This window comes from Ktedonobacter sp. SOSP1-52 (assembly GCF_016587395.1).
This window is the reverse complement of record NZ_BNJH01000002.1, coordinates 1,356,178-1,372,380: the sequence shown is the minus strand read 5'-3', so window position 1 is coordinate 1,372,380 and position 16,203 is coordinate 1,356,178. Positions and strand designations below refer to the sequence as shown.

The window sequence follows — 16,203 nt, the reverse complement described above, 5'->3', positions numbered from 1 at the left end:
AAAGCTTGCGTTTGCTGGTCAACGAGAAGGAATTTGAACAAGCACTATGACGGAAGAGAAGCGGATACCAGTTCTGGTCGTTGATGACACACCAATCAAACGGCGAGGCGTTTGCGAGTTTATCGAGGAGACGCAGACGTTACAACTATGTGGGCAGGCTGAGGGTATTGAGGAGGCTTTACACCTGGTAGAGAGTTTGATTCAGGGACAGCCAGAAAACCCCTCATTACAAGGCTGGCTCATATTTTCTGATCTGCGCTTAGGTGCGGACAACGGTGTAGAACTTGGGCGAGCCCTGCTTGAAATGGCGCCTGGCCTGCGGATCGTTGTTTATACCCAGGACCCGAGTTGGGCGCTGGCAGCGGAGATCTTTCGCCAGGAGTACAACTCGCGCCGTGGAACATCGCGTAGCACCAGCCGCCGCCGAGGCAAGACCAGGGGCCTGCATGGCTATGTCCTCTTCGGCAATATGCTTCCCGACTACCTTGAGCGCATCGTTGAGAAGGTCGTGGACCAGAATGAGACCTTCATCGATGACGAGGTGCTGAACTTCCTGCTGGAGCGCCTGCGGGGCGAGCGCCTGACGCCGCGTCAGGAGGAATGCGCCTCCCTTATCGCGCTTGGCCTGAGTAATGATGAGATTGCCGCGCGTATGGGCTTCCTAAATAACAAGGGGCTGCCCAATATTGGCCCGGTCGAGAACCTCGTGAGCGAGCTCTATAACTTCTTTGCCATCTATGGCGCCCCCAGCGATCCCGGCCGACGTGTCCTGCTGGCCCACGCCTATGAGGCCTACGCCGGCCTGCGTGGCAAGCCTTCCGATCCCGTCCGAGATTAAAGATAAATAACAAACGAGCCTGGCGTGTACACGCCAGGCTCGTTTGTTATTTATCGACCTATATTTTTAGATGCTGGAGATAGTGGCAATGGGACCACTGTCTGTGCTGGTGAGGATGGGTTTGCCTGCACGCGAGAGAGTTTCGCTTGTGGAGCGGGTCTGCTCAGGCTTGTGGAGGGTGGCCGCGCCATAGGCATAGATGCACATTGTGAAGAGCAGGAAGTTGCGTATGGCAACTACCTGCCAGAAGATGGGCTTGTAGGCCACCAGAATAACAGCGTGTACAGTTTCGTAGAGAATAGGATAGATCCAGACTGTGAGCAGGGAGAAGGCTGCCCAGGTGATGATCCAGCCACGCTGCTCACCCATCGCGTACGCAGCCAGCGGGAAGAGCCAGTAGACATACTGGGGACTGAAGACCTTTCCCGTCAGGGTAACGAGCATCAAGAGCAGGATGGTGGCCATGGGGAGCGAGAGCTTGCCGCGCCACTGCAACCAGAGCAGGTAGAGCATACCTACCGCCAGCAGCGCGTTGTTGACCAGCGAGATCAGCGAGCCAAAGTGTCCCAGGACGTTGAGTGAGCCAAAGGTGTAGACAACAGACAGATGAGAGATGTCCATGCCGTTCACAAGCCAGAGGAGCGAGGCCTGAAACGACTCAACCTGGATAGGGCGATCCCCAAAGTAGGTTAAGGGATTGAGCGTGCCCGCGACACTGAGCAGGAGTGAGATGGCAACGATGGCGATACTGGTGAGACTAAAGGTCGCCAGCGGTCCCAGGCGGCGCCAGGCGTTCCACTTCAGCGTGGCATAGCGCGGCGCTTGCTGTTGCGCAATGAGGAAGGGGAGTAATAGCAGGACGGGATAGAACTTGGTAAAGGTAGCCAGGGAGAGGAAGGCAAAAGCCCAGTTCCAGCGCGACTTCATGGCGCAGACCAGCGCGATGAGGGTTAGCGCGCCAGGCATGAGGTCGAAGCGCCCCGTGGCCGTGTCGGGGAAGCGATTGAGCAGGTAGCCAATCATCATCCAGAGTGCGAAGCTTAGCGCGGAGGTGCGCGACTTATACCGAAGCAAGACCAGGTAGATCCCTACAGCGATCAAGGCCATCAAGCAGGCGAAGGCGATCTGGTAATAAATAGCATTGGCGATGATCGCCGCCAGAGCGAAGGGGAGCAGGGCCAGGATTGGATATTCCAGGGGCAGATAGTGATAAGGCTTCTCGGGTGACTGGGAGGCCACAAACTGCACTATAAAGCCGGGCGCGCCGATCTTCTTCAGCGACGCAACAACGCTATCGGTCGTGGCCTTGGGTGGGCTGCCAAGAATAGGCGCGCACTGGCGGGACGGGAAGTGTTGAAACGCTCCATCGCCATGCGCGAAGGCGACCGCGTAACACTCGTAGCGCGCGATATCGGACCGGATATCGGTTGGCTTCATCCAGTTTTTGCCGATAATACAGTAGCACATCGCCAGGATAACCAGGATATCCAAGAGAAAGAAGATAAGTTGGAGAAATTGCATAGGGCGTCTTTTGCTCTTGAGATGCATATCTACTTGCATAGCAGGGGTGTTCCTTATTTAAAGAGAGAATTAAAATATGTGCACGTTTGCATATACGCACAGGCGTAGAAGAGGTAACGCAGTTAGCAAAAATGTTATTGACCAGGTGAGAGCGTACGTGGACGACCGGTGGTCGCCCACGTACGCTCTCACCTACTCATGCTCCTCGCGAGCGCGGGTCGCGTTGAGCGCGGCCTCCTGGTGCAGGAGGGAGGCGGGAAGCGGGAGCGTCAGGCGCACCACGGTCCCGTGCTCTGTGGCATCATCTTGTGTCCTGGGAACGGAATCGACGGTCAGGAAGCCGCCCGCCTCGCGTGCCTTCAGTCGGGCCTTGAAGAGACTTGTCCTGGTCAGGGGTACCGCGACTGGATCGAAGCCTCGCCCGTTATCCTGAATGGTCACCTCAAGCTTCGCGTTGGCGTTCTTGGAATTATATTCTGTGAAGACACGCGCATATTTGGCGCCTGCATGATTGTAGACATTGAGCAGGGCCTGGGTGATAGTGTAAGAGATGGCCTCCGCGATGCTCTCCCCCTCGGGCGTCTTCTCCAGATCCAGCGTCAGAACATCCAGCGCCCAGAGATCGGCCTGTACACGTACATGCGACTCGGGATGGAGCGCGGGCAGATCCTCGCGGACCAGCTTCTCCAGGTGCAGGCGCAGGCCCAGGCTGCGCCGCTGATAGGCATCCTCAACCAGCAATTGCAGCCCCCGCAGATCGCTCTCAAGCTCCTCGCTGATCTTGCGCACCCTGGTCAGAGCCTCCACCACTGGCCGGACATCGACGCGCCCATCAGGCGAGCGGTCGGTCTCTACACTGAGTTTATGTTGCCAGTGTCCCAGCAGTGAGCGGATGCGTAGCGCGTGCTGCTTCGGCTGATCGTGGATGCGCTGTGAGAGCAGTGAGCGCAGGTGGGCATCGGCATGCAGCAGCAGGGAGGTTGCCTGCTCCAGCTCCTGGTTACTCTGGCGTAGTTCGCGTGCCGTCTTCTGCTGCTCATAGAGCGCCTGCTCACGCTCAGTCGAGGTCTTCTGTAGCTCCTGAAGGGCCATCTCGCGTTGCTCAAGCGTCAGGTGTAAGCGGTCCAGCAGGCGCAACGAACGAATGGCGTAGAAGAGCACCAGGGGATAGATCGCCGCCAGTATATAGAAGGTCGTCAGGGGTATTAGCGTATGCCCGGTAAAGAGGATGGGCACAACGCCAAGGCAAGCGCCCAGGCCCACAGCCCCTAGCCAGAGCATAAAGAGATCGAAGATCCGGTGGCGCACCCGCGTTGGGATGGGGCCTTCCTGCCTGTGGCCATCGCGGCCCGGTAAGACATAGATCAGGGTGCTCAGGCCAATCAAGAGGCTTACCAGGCCGCCAAAGACCGCGTAGCCCAGGCTCGCCGTCAGGTTCACTCGCGTAGGTACCCGCCCGGTAAGCAGTAACGAACTCCATTCGTAGGCCAGAAGCGCGATCAGCGGCAGGTAGGGCGGTAGATCTATACTCAAGCTGGGCATGCGCGAATGGTGCAGCGAGGTAGGACGGTAGGTCAGGCTCAGGTGGATAAAGCAAGCCCCCATCAGGGCGAAGGCCGGGACCCACAGCAACTGAAAGACCAGGCTCGGCGCATAGGCCACCTGGATATTTCCCCAATGGCTATAGAGCAGGAGCAGCATCGCGGGCGGGATCATCGTAATGCCCTCCACCGCGCCGTTCCAATCGCTGGCCGTAAAGAGCAGGATACCCCCGATCAGCAGCCAGATAAAGCCAGCTACCAGGCTCAGACCATAGTTTTGCCACCACATCATCAGCGTAAAGGTCATGGCGGGACTGCTAATGGTGCTGATCTGCGTTTGACTGTTACTCGTTGTAGTGAAGGTATAGGTGATGAGCGTGCCGGGCCTGGCATGTGCATAGGCCTGCGTTAGCCCTTGTGGGGCGGGTACCCCATTCACCGAGACCAGGCGTGTGCTACTGGTAAGGGTATCGGGCCTGACATTGAAATTTGTGAGCTCAGGCGCGGTGGAGACAATAACAACCCGTCCATCGGTATCCACAGCCCAGTAGAAGCCGCCAAACGATTTTCCAACCTCGTTGAGCAGGCGGAGATGGCCGAGACTACCGATAGCTAGCAGGATAAGCCCTATAAGCAGGTAGCCCACGCGAAACTTGATTCGCTGCTGGTGCCACCAATTCTCTTTGGTTTGACGAGAAGATATCGACACAACATAGTCTAGCACGCTATGAAATCAAACCGCAAGAGGCGCAAAAAATGGTTATATAGCGGCAGTGCGCAGACTTCGCCTGCGCACTGCCGCTATATAACCTGATCCACATATGAGTTTGTGTGCGTTGTACACTGATTTGTAGAATGACCGTGAATGCGAAAAGATGACGATAGGGTCAAATTCCCTATGTGGGAGGTGGCGTATGGAGCAGGCATCTACAAGCGAGCAAGCACAAACATTAAAGGAGAAGCAGCGCCAGGAGCGTGAGCGGCTCATCCTTGCCGCGGCGGAAGAGGTACTCTACGAGAAGGGGTATCATGATACCTCCATCGACGAGATCGCCGCGCGTGTGGGAGTCGCCAAGGGCACGGTGTATCTGCATTTCCCCAGCAAAGAGGAGCTTGTCTTCGCTGTCTTTCTGCATAACTTCGACGCATTTGTACGTGCCATTGATGAGGCTCTGAACGAGGGCATGCCGCCGCGCCAGCAGCTTGAGACTATTCTGACCTGCATGTATGGTGGCTTCTATATCAAGCAGATTCAGCTCCTCTATAACAGCGTCGATATGAAGCGTCTCTTCGAGGTCAGGCGCGAGCAGGAGCCGCGTCCCTGGGAGCAGCTCGCGGTACGCATCGCTTCCATCCTGGATGCGGGCAAGGCCCGTGGCGACTTCGATTCTGTAACACCGACCAGCGTCCAGGTTGCCACCTTCTTCAGCCTGCTCTCGCCGCGCAGCTACGAACGTCTGGTCCTGGGCGAGCACATGGATGTCCAGGAGTTGGTCCAGCACCTGAAGCACATCTACTTCAATGGCATCATAGCCCACAAGGCGTAAATAATGGTGTATGTGGTTGTGGTGGGTCGTGGCAGCCAGAGGTTGCCACGACCCACCACAACCACATACACCAGCGAGCGCTGTAGGCGCGAGCCAGTGCGCGAAGCATTATTATAAATACCGCCAGGGAAGGCCTAAGAGCGTAGAAAGGGGATTCATGCCCATGACTACAGTTTCCAGGCCACTTGAAACCAGACACGAGGAGACCTACGAGGAGCCACAGTACTCCACCCGCGATACTCTCCTGACCATGCTAGGCGTCCTCATGGTCATGCTGTTAGCCTCGCTGGACCAGACTAATTCGCTATGAAACCGCACATGACCTTATGCGCCTGACCCTCGAACTGGCCGACCTCCTGGGCATTTCTCTGGAAGAGATGGAATAGTCCGCACGCTTCTGTAAACTCTTGGGATACTCCTGGTATCGTACGTTAACTATACAAACGTACGATACCAGGAGTATTGCCTAACTTTGAGCATACAACCCCAATAAAAATCCCACATTTGTTCTCTTCGGACACTGTGATTCGTCGCTTAAAAATTTGGGATGAACCGATCTATTCCTGTGAGCCCTCACTTTCCCTGTTTTCACCCTGCTCTTGTTGCGCAAGCAATTGAAGAAGCGCCTTCAGATCTCCGCTCTTATACAGATGTGATAAGAGGGTCAGGTGGTTCATCAGAATCTGCTGTGTCTGAGGATGTTCCTTCCCTAAAGATGCGAAAGCAATAGTCACGGCGCGCCGACAAAGCGCTTCTGCCTCGGTGTAGCGCCCCTGCTCATGATAGAGTAACGCCAGGTTGTTGAGGCAGGTAGCGATATCAGGATGGTAAACACCAAAATGCATTTCACGAATGTGCAGAGCACGTTGATACAGTGGTTCTGCTTCGGCGTAGCGTCCCTGGACTCTATAGAGTGCCCCTAGAGTGTTGAGACTGGCAGCGGTATCAGGATGGTCAGCTCCCAACTGCTCTTCAGTAATCATCAGGGCACGCTGGAGAAGAGGTTCTGCCTTGGTGTAACGCCCCTGCTGACGATAGAGTGCCCCTAGAGTGTTGAGGCTGGCAGCGGTATCAGGGTGGTCAGCTCCCAATTGCATTTCACGAATGTGCAGAGCACGCTGGAAAAGTAGTTCTGCTTCGGCATAGCGCCCCTGGGCTCGATAAAGTTCGGCCAGGTTATTGAGGTTGGTGGCAGTCTGAGGGTGATCAGCTCCCAACTGCTCCTCAGTAATCTTCAGAGCGCGCTGATACAGAGGTTCTGCCTCGGCATAGTGTCCCTGCTGAAGATAGAGTGCCCCCAAATTGTTGAGGCTGGCAGCAGTCTGAGGATGGTCAGTTCCCAACTGCTCTTCGGTAATTACCATAGCACGCTGGAGAAGAGGTTCTGCCTCGGTGTAGCGCCCCTGCTGAAGATAGAGTAATGCCAGGTTATTGAGGCTGGTGCCGGTCTCAGGATGATCAGCTCCCAATAGCTGTTCGCGAATGTGCAAAGCGCGCTGATACAGTAGTTCTGCCTCGGTGTAGCGACCCTGGGCTCTATAGAGTAATGCCAGGTTATTGAGGCTGGTGCCGGTATCAGGGTGGTCAGCTCCCAACTGCTCTTCTCGAATGTGCAGAGCGCGCTGGAGAAGAGGTTCTGCCTCGGCGTAGCGCCCCTGCTGACGATAGAGTGCCCCTAGAGTGTTGAGACTGGCAGCGGTATCAGGATGGTCAGCTCCCAACTGCTCTTCAGTAATCATCAGGGCACGCTGGAGAAGAGGTTCTGCCTCGGTGTAACGCCCCTGCTGACGATAGAGTGCCCCTAGAGTGTTGAGGCTGGCAGCGGTATCAGGGTGGTCAGCTCCCAATTGCATTTCACGAATGTGCAGAGCACGCTGATATAGTGGTTCTGCTTCGGCATAGCGCCTCTGCTGAAGATAGAGTTCGGCCAGGTTATTGAGGTTGGTGGCAGCCTGAGGGTGATCAGCTCCTAACTGCTCTTCAGCAATCTTCAGAGCGCGCTGATACAGTGATTCTGCCTCGGCATAGCGTCCCTGCTCATGATAAAGTGCCCCCAAATTGTTGAGGCTGGTGCCGGTATCAGGATGATCAGCTCCCAACTGCTGTTCGCGAATGTGCAAAGCGCGCTGATACAGTGGTTCTGCTTCAGCATAGCGCCCCTGCTTATGATAGAGTTCGGCCAAGTTATTGAGGTTGGTAGCAGTCTGAGGATGATCAACTCCCAACTGCTCTTCAGTAATCTTCAGAGCGCGCTGATACAGTGGTTCTGCCTCGGCATAGCGCCCCTGAGCTCGATAGAGTTCGGCCAGGTTATTGAGGTTGGTAGCAGTCTGAGGATGGTCAGTTCCCAACTGCTCTTCAGCAATCTTCAGAGCGCGCTGATACAGTGGTTCTGCCTTGACGTAGCGCCCCTGCTGAAGATAGAGTAACGCCAGGTTGTTGAGGCTGCTACCAGCCTGAGGATGGTCAGTTCCCAACTGCTCTTCAATAATTGCTAGGGCACGTTGGAAAAGTGGCTCCGCTTCGGCATAGCGCCCTTGCTGAAGATAGAGTGCTCCCAGGTTGTTGAGGCTGGCAGCAGTCTGAGGATGGTCAACTCCCAACTGCTCTTCAGCAATCTTTAGAGCACGCTGGAAAAGTAGTTCTGCTTCGGCATAGCGCCCCTGGGCTCGATAAAGTTCGGCCAGGTTGTTGAGGCTGCTACCAGCCTGAGGATGGTCAGTTTCCAACTGCTCTTCAGTAATTGCTAGGGTGCGCTGGAGAAGAGGTTCAGCCTCCTCATACTGGGCCCTTTCATATAAATAGCGAGCCATCGCATGCAGCAATCGTGCTCCTTCCAGCTTCTTCTGCCTCAAGACAAGAGTCCATCTCGCACACATGAGTGCATGGGGAAGGAGAAACTCACATTCTGCCCACGTTCCATATTCTCCGCTTGGGAATATGGCATTGACAAGGTAGACTGCTTGCTCCATCCACCGCTGCCGTTCCTCTTCAGCAAGCACCTCTTGGATTACTTCCTGCACTAAACGATGCAGAGAGAGGATCTGTTCTGCCCACTCGACTAATGAATAGCGGTGAAGGAGCCCAAGCGCCTCATCGATCGCCAAGGTATCATTTGGATGCTCAGATGTAGTGATCCCTGCGATCACCAGTGATTCTGGGATCTGATCAGGAGCGAGAAAGGCACAGAACTGAAGCGCTTTGCCTGCCAGCGCATTTTGCTCCTGAATCGTTTCCCAGGAGAGCCAGAAGGTCATGAAGACCGAATCGGGATGGTCAGTAATGTTGCCCAGGTCTTTGGCTTGACGACGATCCAGGAGGTCCTGTCGACGCTGATGATAAAGATCGATGTATTGCTTCAGTGATTTTCTATTCTCGGCAATATATGCTCCCGCTTGATCAAGGGCCAGTGGAAGCCGGTCCAGAAGCTGACACAGCTCTCTGGCAAGAACAACGTCACTCTCGGTCGCCTTCGTGACAGGAGCTTGCCTAGCGATACGCCTGGAGCGACGTAGAAGGAAAAGGATGGCATCCTCCTCCGAAAACAAAGGAAGGATTTCATTGTGAGCCAGCGTCCCTAACTCGCGTCTTCTCGTGGTGATCAGCACACTTCCTTGATGTTTACTTGGGACGAAGGTGGAAAGAATGGCATGAGGGTCCTCGACATTATCAAAAATAAGCAGCCAGCCAGCATGTTTCTGCAACCAGCCTTTGACGGCTGCAAGCTGTTGATCCGCCTCTTGCTGTTCTGGGAGTCCCAACACCTCAGTTGCCAGCCGAAGATACGCTGCTGTCGCAACCGCCAGCGAGTCTGCTGGTATCCAGAGTACGGCTTCATAGGACTCCCCGTATTGATGAGCATACTCGACTGCGACCTGCGTCTTGCCAATGCCTCCTAAGCCACTAAGCGATTGGGTTAACGCGGTTGTTCTTGCTCCTGGAACGAGGGTTTGTCGTAACGAGTGCAAAACCGTTTGACGTCCAATGAAGTAGGGATTGCGTGGATAGGGAACGTCCCAGTAAGCGGCTGGCCAGTGCTCGACGCTCATCCCTGCTGCGATTAACAATCCTTTGCGTTCCTCTGGGGAAAGTACAAGCTCATCAGCGAGTCGAAGGACAACGCCTCTTGAGGGGATGGTTCCCTTTTCCCATAAGGCAATGGTATTGCGATGCACGCCCATCCTCTTCGCGAGTTCGCTCTGACTCCATCCAGATCGACCGCAATAGGCAACAAGAAGCTCAGCAAATTGTACTTTGTTTGTCATCCATGTCCCCTTTGCACATCGAATGCACTGTTTTGGCACATCCTTGATCCTGCTTTTTCCCTCATACTTTGCTTGACCGGTCAGGAACTCTCGCTGTGGTGCGCACCATCATTCCTACTGGAGGATTTTGATGGAGATTCTGTTTCACTTGCCCTGGTGGATCTGGCTCGTGTTGAGCATCGTTCCGTACACTATCAATAAACGAGGAAGAGGGGCAAAACTGGAGTCGCTCGTTCTTTCAGCTCTTTTCTGGCGATTCTCGTTCACTTCTCGAAGAAGACGTTCTACCTGGAGCTTTTCGCTTCCGTGGGTCAGACGTCTTCAGCGTAGCCCTATTCTGCGCAAGCAGGTAGCGTCAGCATGGGGGAAACTGATCCAGGAAGGAGCGAAGAAGCTGCTGTCATTGTGGCACTAATGTGGGAGGGAGAGAAGAGCGCTTCTTCTCTCCTGCCTATGTGCATATCCGAAAGCTGCATTCGAGGTGAAGCTCAAAAAGCTTTAGCCTCTCCGCTGGTCTCTCTTTTGCCGAGAGGATTGGTGTTTGGTAACTATACCGTCGTCTGATGCAGCCCGAAGTGACACAATACCTAATACACGTCACAACGAACTGGCCAGCATTTCTCTGGAAGAGGTGGAGTAGTCCGCACGCCTCTGTAAACTCTTGGGATACTCCTGGTATCGTACGTTTGTATAGTTAACGTACGATACCAGGAGCATTGCCTATCTTTGGGTATACAACCCCAATAAAACCCCCACAATTGTTCTCTTCGGGCACTGTGATTCGTCGCTCAAAAACTTGGGATGAACTGATCTATTCTTGCGTTTCTTCACTTTCCCTGTTTTCACCCTGCTCTTTTTGCACAAGCAATTGAAGAAGCGCCTCCAGGTCTCCGTTGGTATACAGATGCGATAAGAGGGTGAAGTAGTCCTTCTGCATCTGTTGTGTTTGAGGATGCTCCCTTCCTAAAGATGCAAGAGCAATGGTTGTGGCACGCTGGAGAAGAGGTTCAGCCTCAGCGTAGCGCCTCTGCTCATAATAGAGTGTTGCCAGGTTGTTGAGACCGATGGCAGTATCGAGATGGTTAGCACCTAACTGTTTTTCAGTAATCATCAGGGCTCGCTGGAAAAATCGTTCGGCTTCAGCGTAGCGCTTCTGCTCATAATAGAGTGCTGCCAAGTTGTTGAGACTGGTGGCGGTATCAGGATGGTTAGCACCTAACTGTTTTTCAGTAATCGTCAGGGCTCGCTGGAAAAGAGATTCGGCCTCTGCATAGCGCCCCTGGGCTCGATAGAGTGCTGCCAGGTTGTTGAAGCTAGCGGTAGCCTTAAGATGGTCAGCTCCCAACTGCTCTTGAATAATCATCAGAGCGTGCTCATACAGAGGTTCAGCCTCAGCGTAGCGCCTCTGCTCATAATAGAGTGTTGCCAGGTTGCTGAGACTGGTGGCAGTCTGAGGATGGTCAGCTCCCAACTGCTCTTCTCGAATGTGCAGAGCACGCTGGAAAAGAGATTCAGCCTCAGCATAGCGCCCCTGGGCTCGATAGAGTCCTGCCAGGTTGCTGAAACTGGTGGCGGTCTGAGGATGGTTAGCTCCCAACTGTTCTTGAGTAATCTTCAGTGCGTGCTCATACAGAGGTTTGGCCTCTGTGTAGCGACTCTGGGCTCGATAGAGTCCTGCCAGATTGTTGAAGCTGGTGGCGGTCTGAAGATGGTTAGCTCCCAACTGTTCTTGAATAATCATCAGAGCGCGCTGATACAGTAGTTCGGCCTCTGTGTAGCGACCCTGGGCTCGATAGAGTCCCGCCAGGTTGTTGAGACTGGCAGCAGTATCAAGATGGTCGAGACCAAGCTGCTCTTGAATAATCATCAGAGCGCGCTCATACAGAGGTTCAGCCTCAGCGTAGCGACTCTGTTCATGATAGAAGAGCGCCAGATTGTTAAAACTGGTGGCAGTAGCAGGATGGTCAGTTCCCAACTGCTCTTGAGTAATCGCCAGGGCATGCTGGTAGAGTGGTTCAGCCTCCTTATACTGAGCGCGGTTGTTTAAGTAGTAAGCTGCCGCATGCAGCAACTGTGCTCCTTCCAGCTTCTTGTGTTTCAAGACGGGGATCCACTTCTTCGCACACATGAGCGCATGGGGAAGGAGAAACTCACATTCTGCCCACGTTCCATATTCTCCGCTTGGGAAAATGGCATTGACAAGGTGGACTGTTTGCTCCATCCACTGCTGCCGTTCCTCTTCAGCAAGTACCTCTTGGATGACTTCCTGCACTAAACGATGCAGAGAGAGGATCTGTTCTGCCCACTCGACTAATGAATAGCGGTAAATGAGTCCAAGGGCTTCATCGGTCGCCAAGGTATCGCTTGGCTGCTCAGATGCAGTGATCCCTGCGACCACCAGTGATACTGGGATCTGATCAGGAGCGAGAAAGGCACAGAACTGGAGCGCTTTTCCTGCTAGTGCATTTTGCTCCTGAATCGTTTCCCAGGAGAGCCAGAAGGTCATGAAGACCGAATCGGGATGGTCAGTAATGTTGCTCAGATCTTTGGCCTGACGACGATCCAGCAGGTCCTGCCGACGCTGATGATAAAGATCGATGTATTGCTTCAGTGATTTTCTATTCTCGGCAATATACGCTCCCGCTTGATCAAGGGCCAGTGGAAGCCGGTCTAGAAGCTGACATAGCTCTCTGGCAAGAACGATGTCACTCTCGGTCGCCTTCGTGACAGGAGCTTGCCTGGCGATACGCTTGGAGCGCCGCAAAAGGAAGAGGATGGCATCCTCCTCCGAAAACAAAGGAAGGATCTCACTGTGAGCGAGCGTCCCTAACTCGCGCCTTCTTGTGGTAATCAGCACACTTCCTTGATGTTTACTTGGGACGAAGGTGGAAAGAATGGCATGAGGGTCCTCGACATTATCAAAAATAAGCAACCAGCCAGCATGTTTCTGTAACCAGCCTTTGACGGCTGCAAGCTGTTGATCCGCCTCTTGCTGTTCTGGGAGTCCCAACACCTCGGTCGCTAGTCGAAGATACACTGCTGTGGCAACTGCCAACGAGTCTGCTGGTATCCAGAGTACGGCTTCGTAGTACTTCCCATATTGATGAGCATACTCCACTGCGACCTGGGTCTTGCCGATGCCTCCTAAGCCACTAAGTGATTGCGTTAATGCGGTTGTTCTTGCTCCTGGAACAAGGGTTTGTCGTAACGTATGCAAAACCGTTTGACGTCCAATGAAGTAGGGATTGCGTGGATAGGGAACGTCCCAGTAGGCGGCTGGCCAGTGCTCGATGCTCATCCCTGCTGCGACTAACAATCCTTTGCGTTCCTCTTGAGAAAGTAAGAGCTCATCAGCCAGTCGGAGAACAATGCCTCTTGAGGGGATGGCTCCACTTTCCCATGAGGCAATGGTATTGCGATGTACACCCATCCTCTTCGCGAGTTCGCTCTGTTTCCATCCACATCGCCCGTAATAGGTAACAAGAAGCTCAGCAAATTGTGCTTTGTTTGCCATCCATGTCCCCTTTGCACATCGAATGCACTGTTTTGGCACATCCTTGATCCTGCTTTTTCCCTCATACTTTGCTTGACCGGTCAGGAACTCTCGCTGTGGTGCGCACCATCATTCCTACTGGAGGATTTTGATGGAGATTCTGTTTCACTTGCCCTGGTGGATCTGGCTCGTGTTGAGCATCATTCCGTACTCTCTCAATAAACGAGGAAGAGGGGCAAAACTGGAGTCGCTCGTTCTTTCAGCTCTTTTCTGGCGATTCTCCTTCACTTCTCGAAGAAGACGTTCTACCTGGAGCTTTTCGCTTCCATGGGTCAGACGTCTTCAACGCAGCCCTATTCTGCGCAAGCAGGTAGCGTCAGCATGGGGGAAATTGATCCAGGAAGGAGCGAAGAAGCTTCTGTCATTGTGGCATTAATGTGAGAGGGAGAGAAGAAGCACTCTTCTCTCCTGCCTTGCCTATGAGCATATCCGAAAACTGCATTGTTGGTGAAGCTCAAAAAGCTTCAGCCTCTCCGCTGGGCTCTCTTTTTCCGATAGTGGTGGTGTCTGATAACTATGCCTCGTCTGATGCAGCCCGAAGTGACACAATACCTAATGCCGGTGACGGCGGAACTGGCCGAACTGCTTGGGATTGCCGTTTAAACCAAAGCAGAAGGGAGGCGGCGCCCTCCTCCTGCTCCTTGTTACTACCGCGAATGTTGCAAATGATGTAGTAGTGGAAAGCAGTCAAATATGAGCAATAACCAGAGAAAGTTCACCTTACTGAAGGTATGATGAATTGTCTAGTTTATAGTTCGCGGGTTAAGCCAGCGCTTCGCTCATAGGCTCTGTAATCTATAGCACCAACTGAACCCAGCTGCTGAAGCCTATAAAGCAAGTGCATACAGAACGAGATCAATGCAGCCTCTGGTACACTTAATTGTGCGCTTCGCGGATTGGTGTGGTCTTCAAGGTCCCAACTTCCTTGCTTGAGGGCGCAGCCAAGATCAAGATGTTCATCCTGAGAGAGGCCACCAAGTGCCTTATAAAATGGGTCACCAAATGCTGGAGTCCAGGCAGAGTCAACAGTGAGCAAGCCTGCCAGGGGGGTAAATAGTGCCTTCTTTTTAGCTATGCCCCCTATCCAACCAAACTCAGCTTCAGTACGACGTCGACGTCGTACTGAAGCTGCTTTTTGACCTGCATATTTAATGTGATCAAGGCAGTGATCCTGCTTCACTTCAAAAACAGCATAAATACTTTCAGCGGGAACATAGAGGTAACCACCGTCTTCCCATAGGAGGGGCGAAAAAACACGGTCATGTATAATTACGTCGATCTGTTCGCTGCGCCTGCCGGCTGAATCCACAGCAAATCCCTTTGACACCTGATACCGGCTTGGGAGAAGCTCCGAAAGCATCTCTTTCCAACGCAGCTCAGAGCTGTCACCTTTTGCCCCTGGATGGGTGGCCACTTTGCGACCCGTCTCTAGCTGTGCCCTTAATTCATCCTGCTTGCCATAAAAAGCACTGTGTAAATCAAATGGTTCATCTTGCATTATATTGCTTTCCCTTCCCCCTTATGTGCAAAAGGTCGAGTAGGCGAAACCCGTTTTACGGCTTCTGTCAGTATCTGGTAAGAAAGGGGAACATTGTAGGTGACTCCTAAGATTACAGCCTCTGGCACGAGTCGCTGCCTTAAATCAGAATAGGTATAACCAAAATCATGCCCATCCACTGGACCTGTCAGTGCGACAAGATGGTTCAGCTCGTTGTCAGTCAGGGCAATATCATCCAGAAGTTCGGAAAGGAGCAACCGCCGCTGAGTGTCATTCGGACGCTGGAGTGTCACTGTATATGCTGCACGGCGTTTTACTGCGGGGTCTAAGGCACCCAGCCGATTGGTACACAGAACAACAAGCAATGGGGTATTATGACGTTTTAGACCGTCTATACCCTTAATTAACGCGTTTACCCCTGCACGGTCTTCATGATGCATCTGGATTAATTCACGCGATTGGGCAAGCGCGTCTCCCTCGTCCACTAGTAAGACGCTGATCTTGGAGGGTTTCCCACTGTGATTACTAGCGCGTGATTCATCGGCTACAATTTTGAACGCATTACCGATTAACGTTGACATCTGTCCTACCGCACCCTCACCACGGGCCGCGAGACTGAGAGTGTAGAGTGTCCCATTGACGTGCATGCGCCTGGCTACAGCATCAACAAACGTTTCAGCCAGCTCGGTTTTACCCGTCCCTACGTCGCCAGCCAAAATAATAAGTGGCGGGCGCGTTGCTAGCTCGTTAACTGCCCGGATTGCATTGCCGTGATGACGCTCGCTCCAGGTAATCACGATCTGATGATCGAGCAACATTAGTGCCTCACTGACCAATCGTTGCTTGACCTCCTCCACGCCAACCAGTGCGGCGAAGCGTTGTTGCGCATCTGGATCGGGAAAGTTTAATACTTCGCTAAAGAGGTCGGTACTCACCACGGTCTAAACTCCTTCCGGGTAACGACTACACCACCAGAGGTGTAGTGACGCGAACTATCCCAGTAACCACTACCATCCTGCGGCGCTGACCCGTCAGCTCTTCGTACTGAGTAGCTGGCTTTAATCTTATCTCTCTCCATAGTAGAGAGCGCAAACCACTCTGAACTGGGTGAAAGGAAGTTAAACAAAACGGCACCAGAGACATCCGCTGCCGAAAACAATCCGCCAGACCGACCACCTTCTAAGCCGCCTGATGGACCGACCGTGTAATACCACGACACTATCCGCCGCTCGTACTTGGTTTGGAAACCGAACTCATACGACTTAACATAGCCACCATGTAAAAGAATAGTTAGCTCCTGCTCGTAGTTCTTGATCTGTTGATCCGTGGGATGACCGTAAAATCGTTGGCATTGGTGCATATCCGCAGCAACTTTGGCCGCAAGACGACGAGCATGGGTAAGCGTGAAGGTTTCAGAAGTTGTGTATGTGGATGACATAA

General features: G+C 53.3%; 10 protein-coding genes. 3 read left to right on the top strand and 7 right to left on the bottom strand.

From position 1 onward, the window contains the following. Positions 1 to 46 precede the first annotated feature (46 nt). A complete protein-coding gene (locus JMJ16_RS21380; protein WP_201384825.1) occupies positions 47 to 838 on the top strand; it encodes a response regulator transcription factor in 792 nt (263 codons plus the stop codon). Positions 839 to 904: 66 nt separating this feature from the next. Here JMJ16_RS21380 and JMJ16_RS21375 read toward each other — a convergent pair whose 3' ends face one another. Beyond that, on the bottom strand, positions 905 to 2,398 hold the full coding sequence (locus tag JMJ16_RS21375; RefSeq protein ID WP_201384823.1) for a glycosyltransferase family 87 protein: 1,494 nt from the start codon (positions 2,396 to 2,398) through the stop codon (positions 905 to 907). Positions 2,399 to 2,551: 153 nt separating this feature from the next. Further along, positions 2,552 to 4,609 (bottom strand): hypothetical protein, encoded by a 2,058-nt coding sequence (locus tag JMJ16_RS21370; RefSeq protein WP_201384821.1) that lies wholly within the window; start codon positions 4,607 to 4,609, stop codon positions 2,552 to 2,554. A gap of 205 nt (positions 4,610 to 4,814) precedes the next feature. On the opposite strand from JMJ16_RS21370, the gene JMJ16_RS21365 reads away from it, so the two are divergent. Beyond that, positions 4,815 to 5,447 carry a TetR/AcrR family transcriptional regulator gene (locus JMJ16_RS21365; protein ID WP_201384819.1) on the top strand — a complete coding sequence of 211 codons (633 nt, stop codon included), beginning with the start codon at positions 4,815 to 4,817 and terminating at the stop codon, positions 5,445 to 5,447. Positions 5,448 to 5,610: 163 nt separating this feature from the next. Then, complete coding sequence (locus JMJ16_RS21360) at positions 5,611 to 5,757, top strand: hypothetical protein (RefSeq protein WP_201383980.1); 147 nt, start codon at positions 5,611 to 5,613, stop codon at positions 5,755 to 5,757. Between the two features lie 247 nt (positions 5,758 to 6,004). Here the strand turns inward: JMJ16_RS21360 and fxsT (JMJ16_RS21355) are convergent, their stop codons facing one another. The 5 genes from fxsT (JMJ16_RS21355) to JMJ16_RS21335 form a co-directional block, all read right to left on the bottom strand. Further along, positions 6,005 to 9,712 (bottom strand): FxSxx-COOH system tetratricopeptide repeat protein, encoded by a 3,708-nt coding sequence (gene fxsT / locus JMJ16_RS21355; protein WP_201384817.1) that lies wholly within the window; start codon positions 9,710 to 9,712, stop codon positions 6,005 to 6,007. Between the two features lie 811 nt (positions 9,713 to 10,523). Further along, complete coding sequence (gene fxsT / locus JMJ16_RS21350; RefSeq protein ID WP_201384815.1) at positions 10,524 to 13,226, bottom strand: FxSxx-COOH system tetratricopeptide repeat protein; 2,703 nt, start codon at positions 13,224 to 13,226, stop codon at positions 10,524 to 10,526. A 787-nt stretch (positions 13,227 to 14,013) separates the two neighbouring features. Continuing rightward, on the bottom strand, positions 14,014 to 14,763 hold the full coding sequence (locus tag JMJ16_RS21345; protein ID WP_201384813.1) for a DUF6602 domain-containing protein: 750 nt from the start codon (positions 14,761 to 14,763) through the stop codon (positions 14,014 to 14,016). Further along, the gene (locus JMJ16_RS21340) at positions 14,763 to 15,698 is read right to left on the bottom strand and encodes an ATP-binding protein (protein WP_201384811.1); all 936 of its coding nucleotides are present in this window, start codon (positions 15,696 to 15,698) and stop codon (positions 14,763 to 14,765) included. The genes JMJ16_RS21345 and JMJ16_RS21340 overlap by 1 nt, the downstream gene beginning before the upstream one ends. Then, the gene (locus tag JMJ16_RS21335) at positions 15,695 to 16,201 is read right to left on the bottom strand and encodes a hypothetical protein (RefSeq protein ID WP_201384809.1); all 507 of its coding nucleotides are present in this window, start codon (positions 16,199 to 16,201) and stop codon (positions 15,695 to 15,697) included. The genes JMJ16_RS21340 and JMJ16_RS21335 overlap by 4 nt, the downstream gene beginning before the upstream one ends. Between the last annotated feature and the right edge of the window lie 2 nt (positions 16,202 to 16,203).

Coding starts and splice junctions, on each gene's coding strand:
- JMJ16_RS21380 (WP_201384825.1), top strand. CDS start 47: ATGACGGAAGAGAAGCGGATACCAGTTCTGGTCGTTGATGACACACCA.
- JMJ16_RS21375 (WP_201384823.1), bottom strand. CDS start 2,398: ATGCAAGTAGATATGCATCTCAAGAGCAAAAGACGCCCTATGCAATTT.
- JMJ16_RS21365 (WP_201384819.1), top strand. CDS start 4,815: ATGGAGCAGGCATCTACAAGCGAGCAAGCACAAACATTAAAGGAGAAG.
- JMJ16_RS21360 (WP_201383980.1), top strand. CDS start 5,611: ATGACTACAGTTTCCAGGCCACTTGAAACCAGACACGAGGAGACCTAC.
- fxsT (WP_201384817.1), bottom strand. CDS start 9,712: ATGACAAACAAAGTACAATTTGCTGAGCTTCTTGTTGCCTATTGCGGT.
- fxsT (WP_201384815.1), bottom strand. CDS start 13,226: ATGGCAAACAAAGCACAATTTGCTGAGCTTCTTGTTACCTATTACGGG.
- JMJ16_RS21345 (WP_201384813.1), bottom strand. CDS start 14,763: ATGCAAGATGAACCATTTGATTTACACAGTGCTTTTTATGGCAAGCAG.
- JMJ16_RS21335 (WP_201384809.1), bottom strand. CDS start 16,201: ATGTCATCCACATACACAACTTCTGAAACCTTCACGCTTACCCATGCT.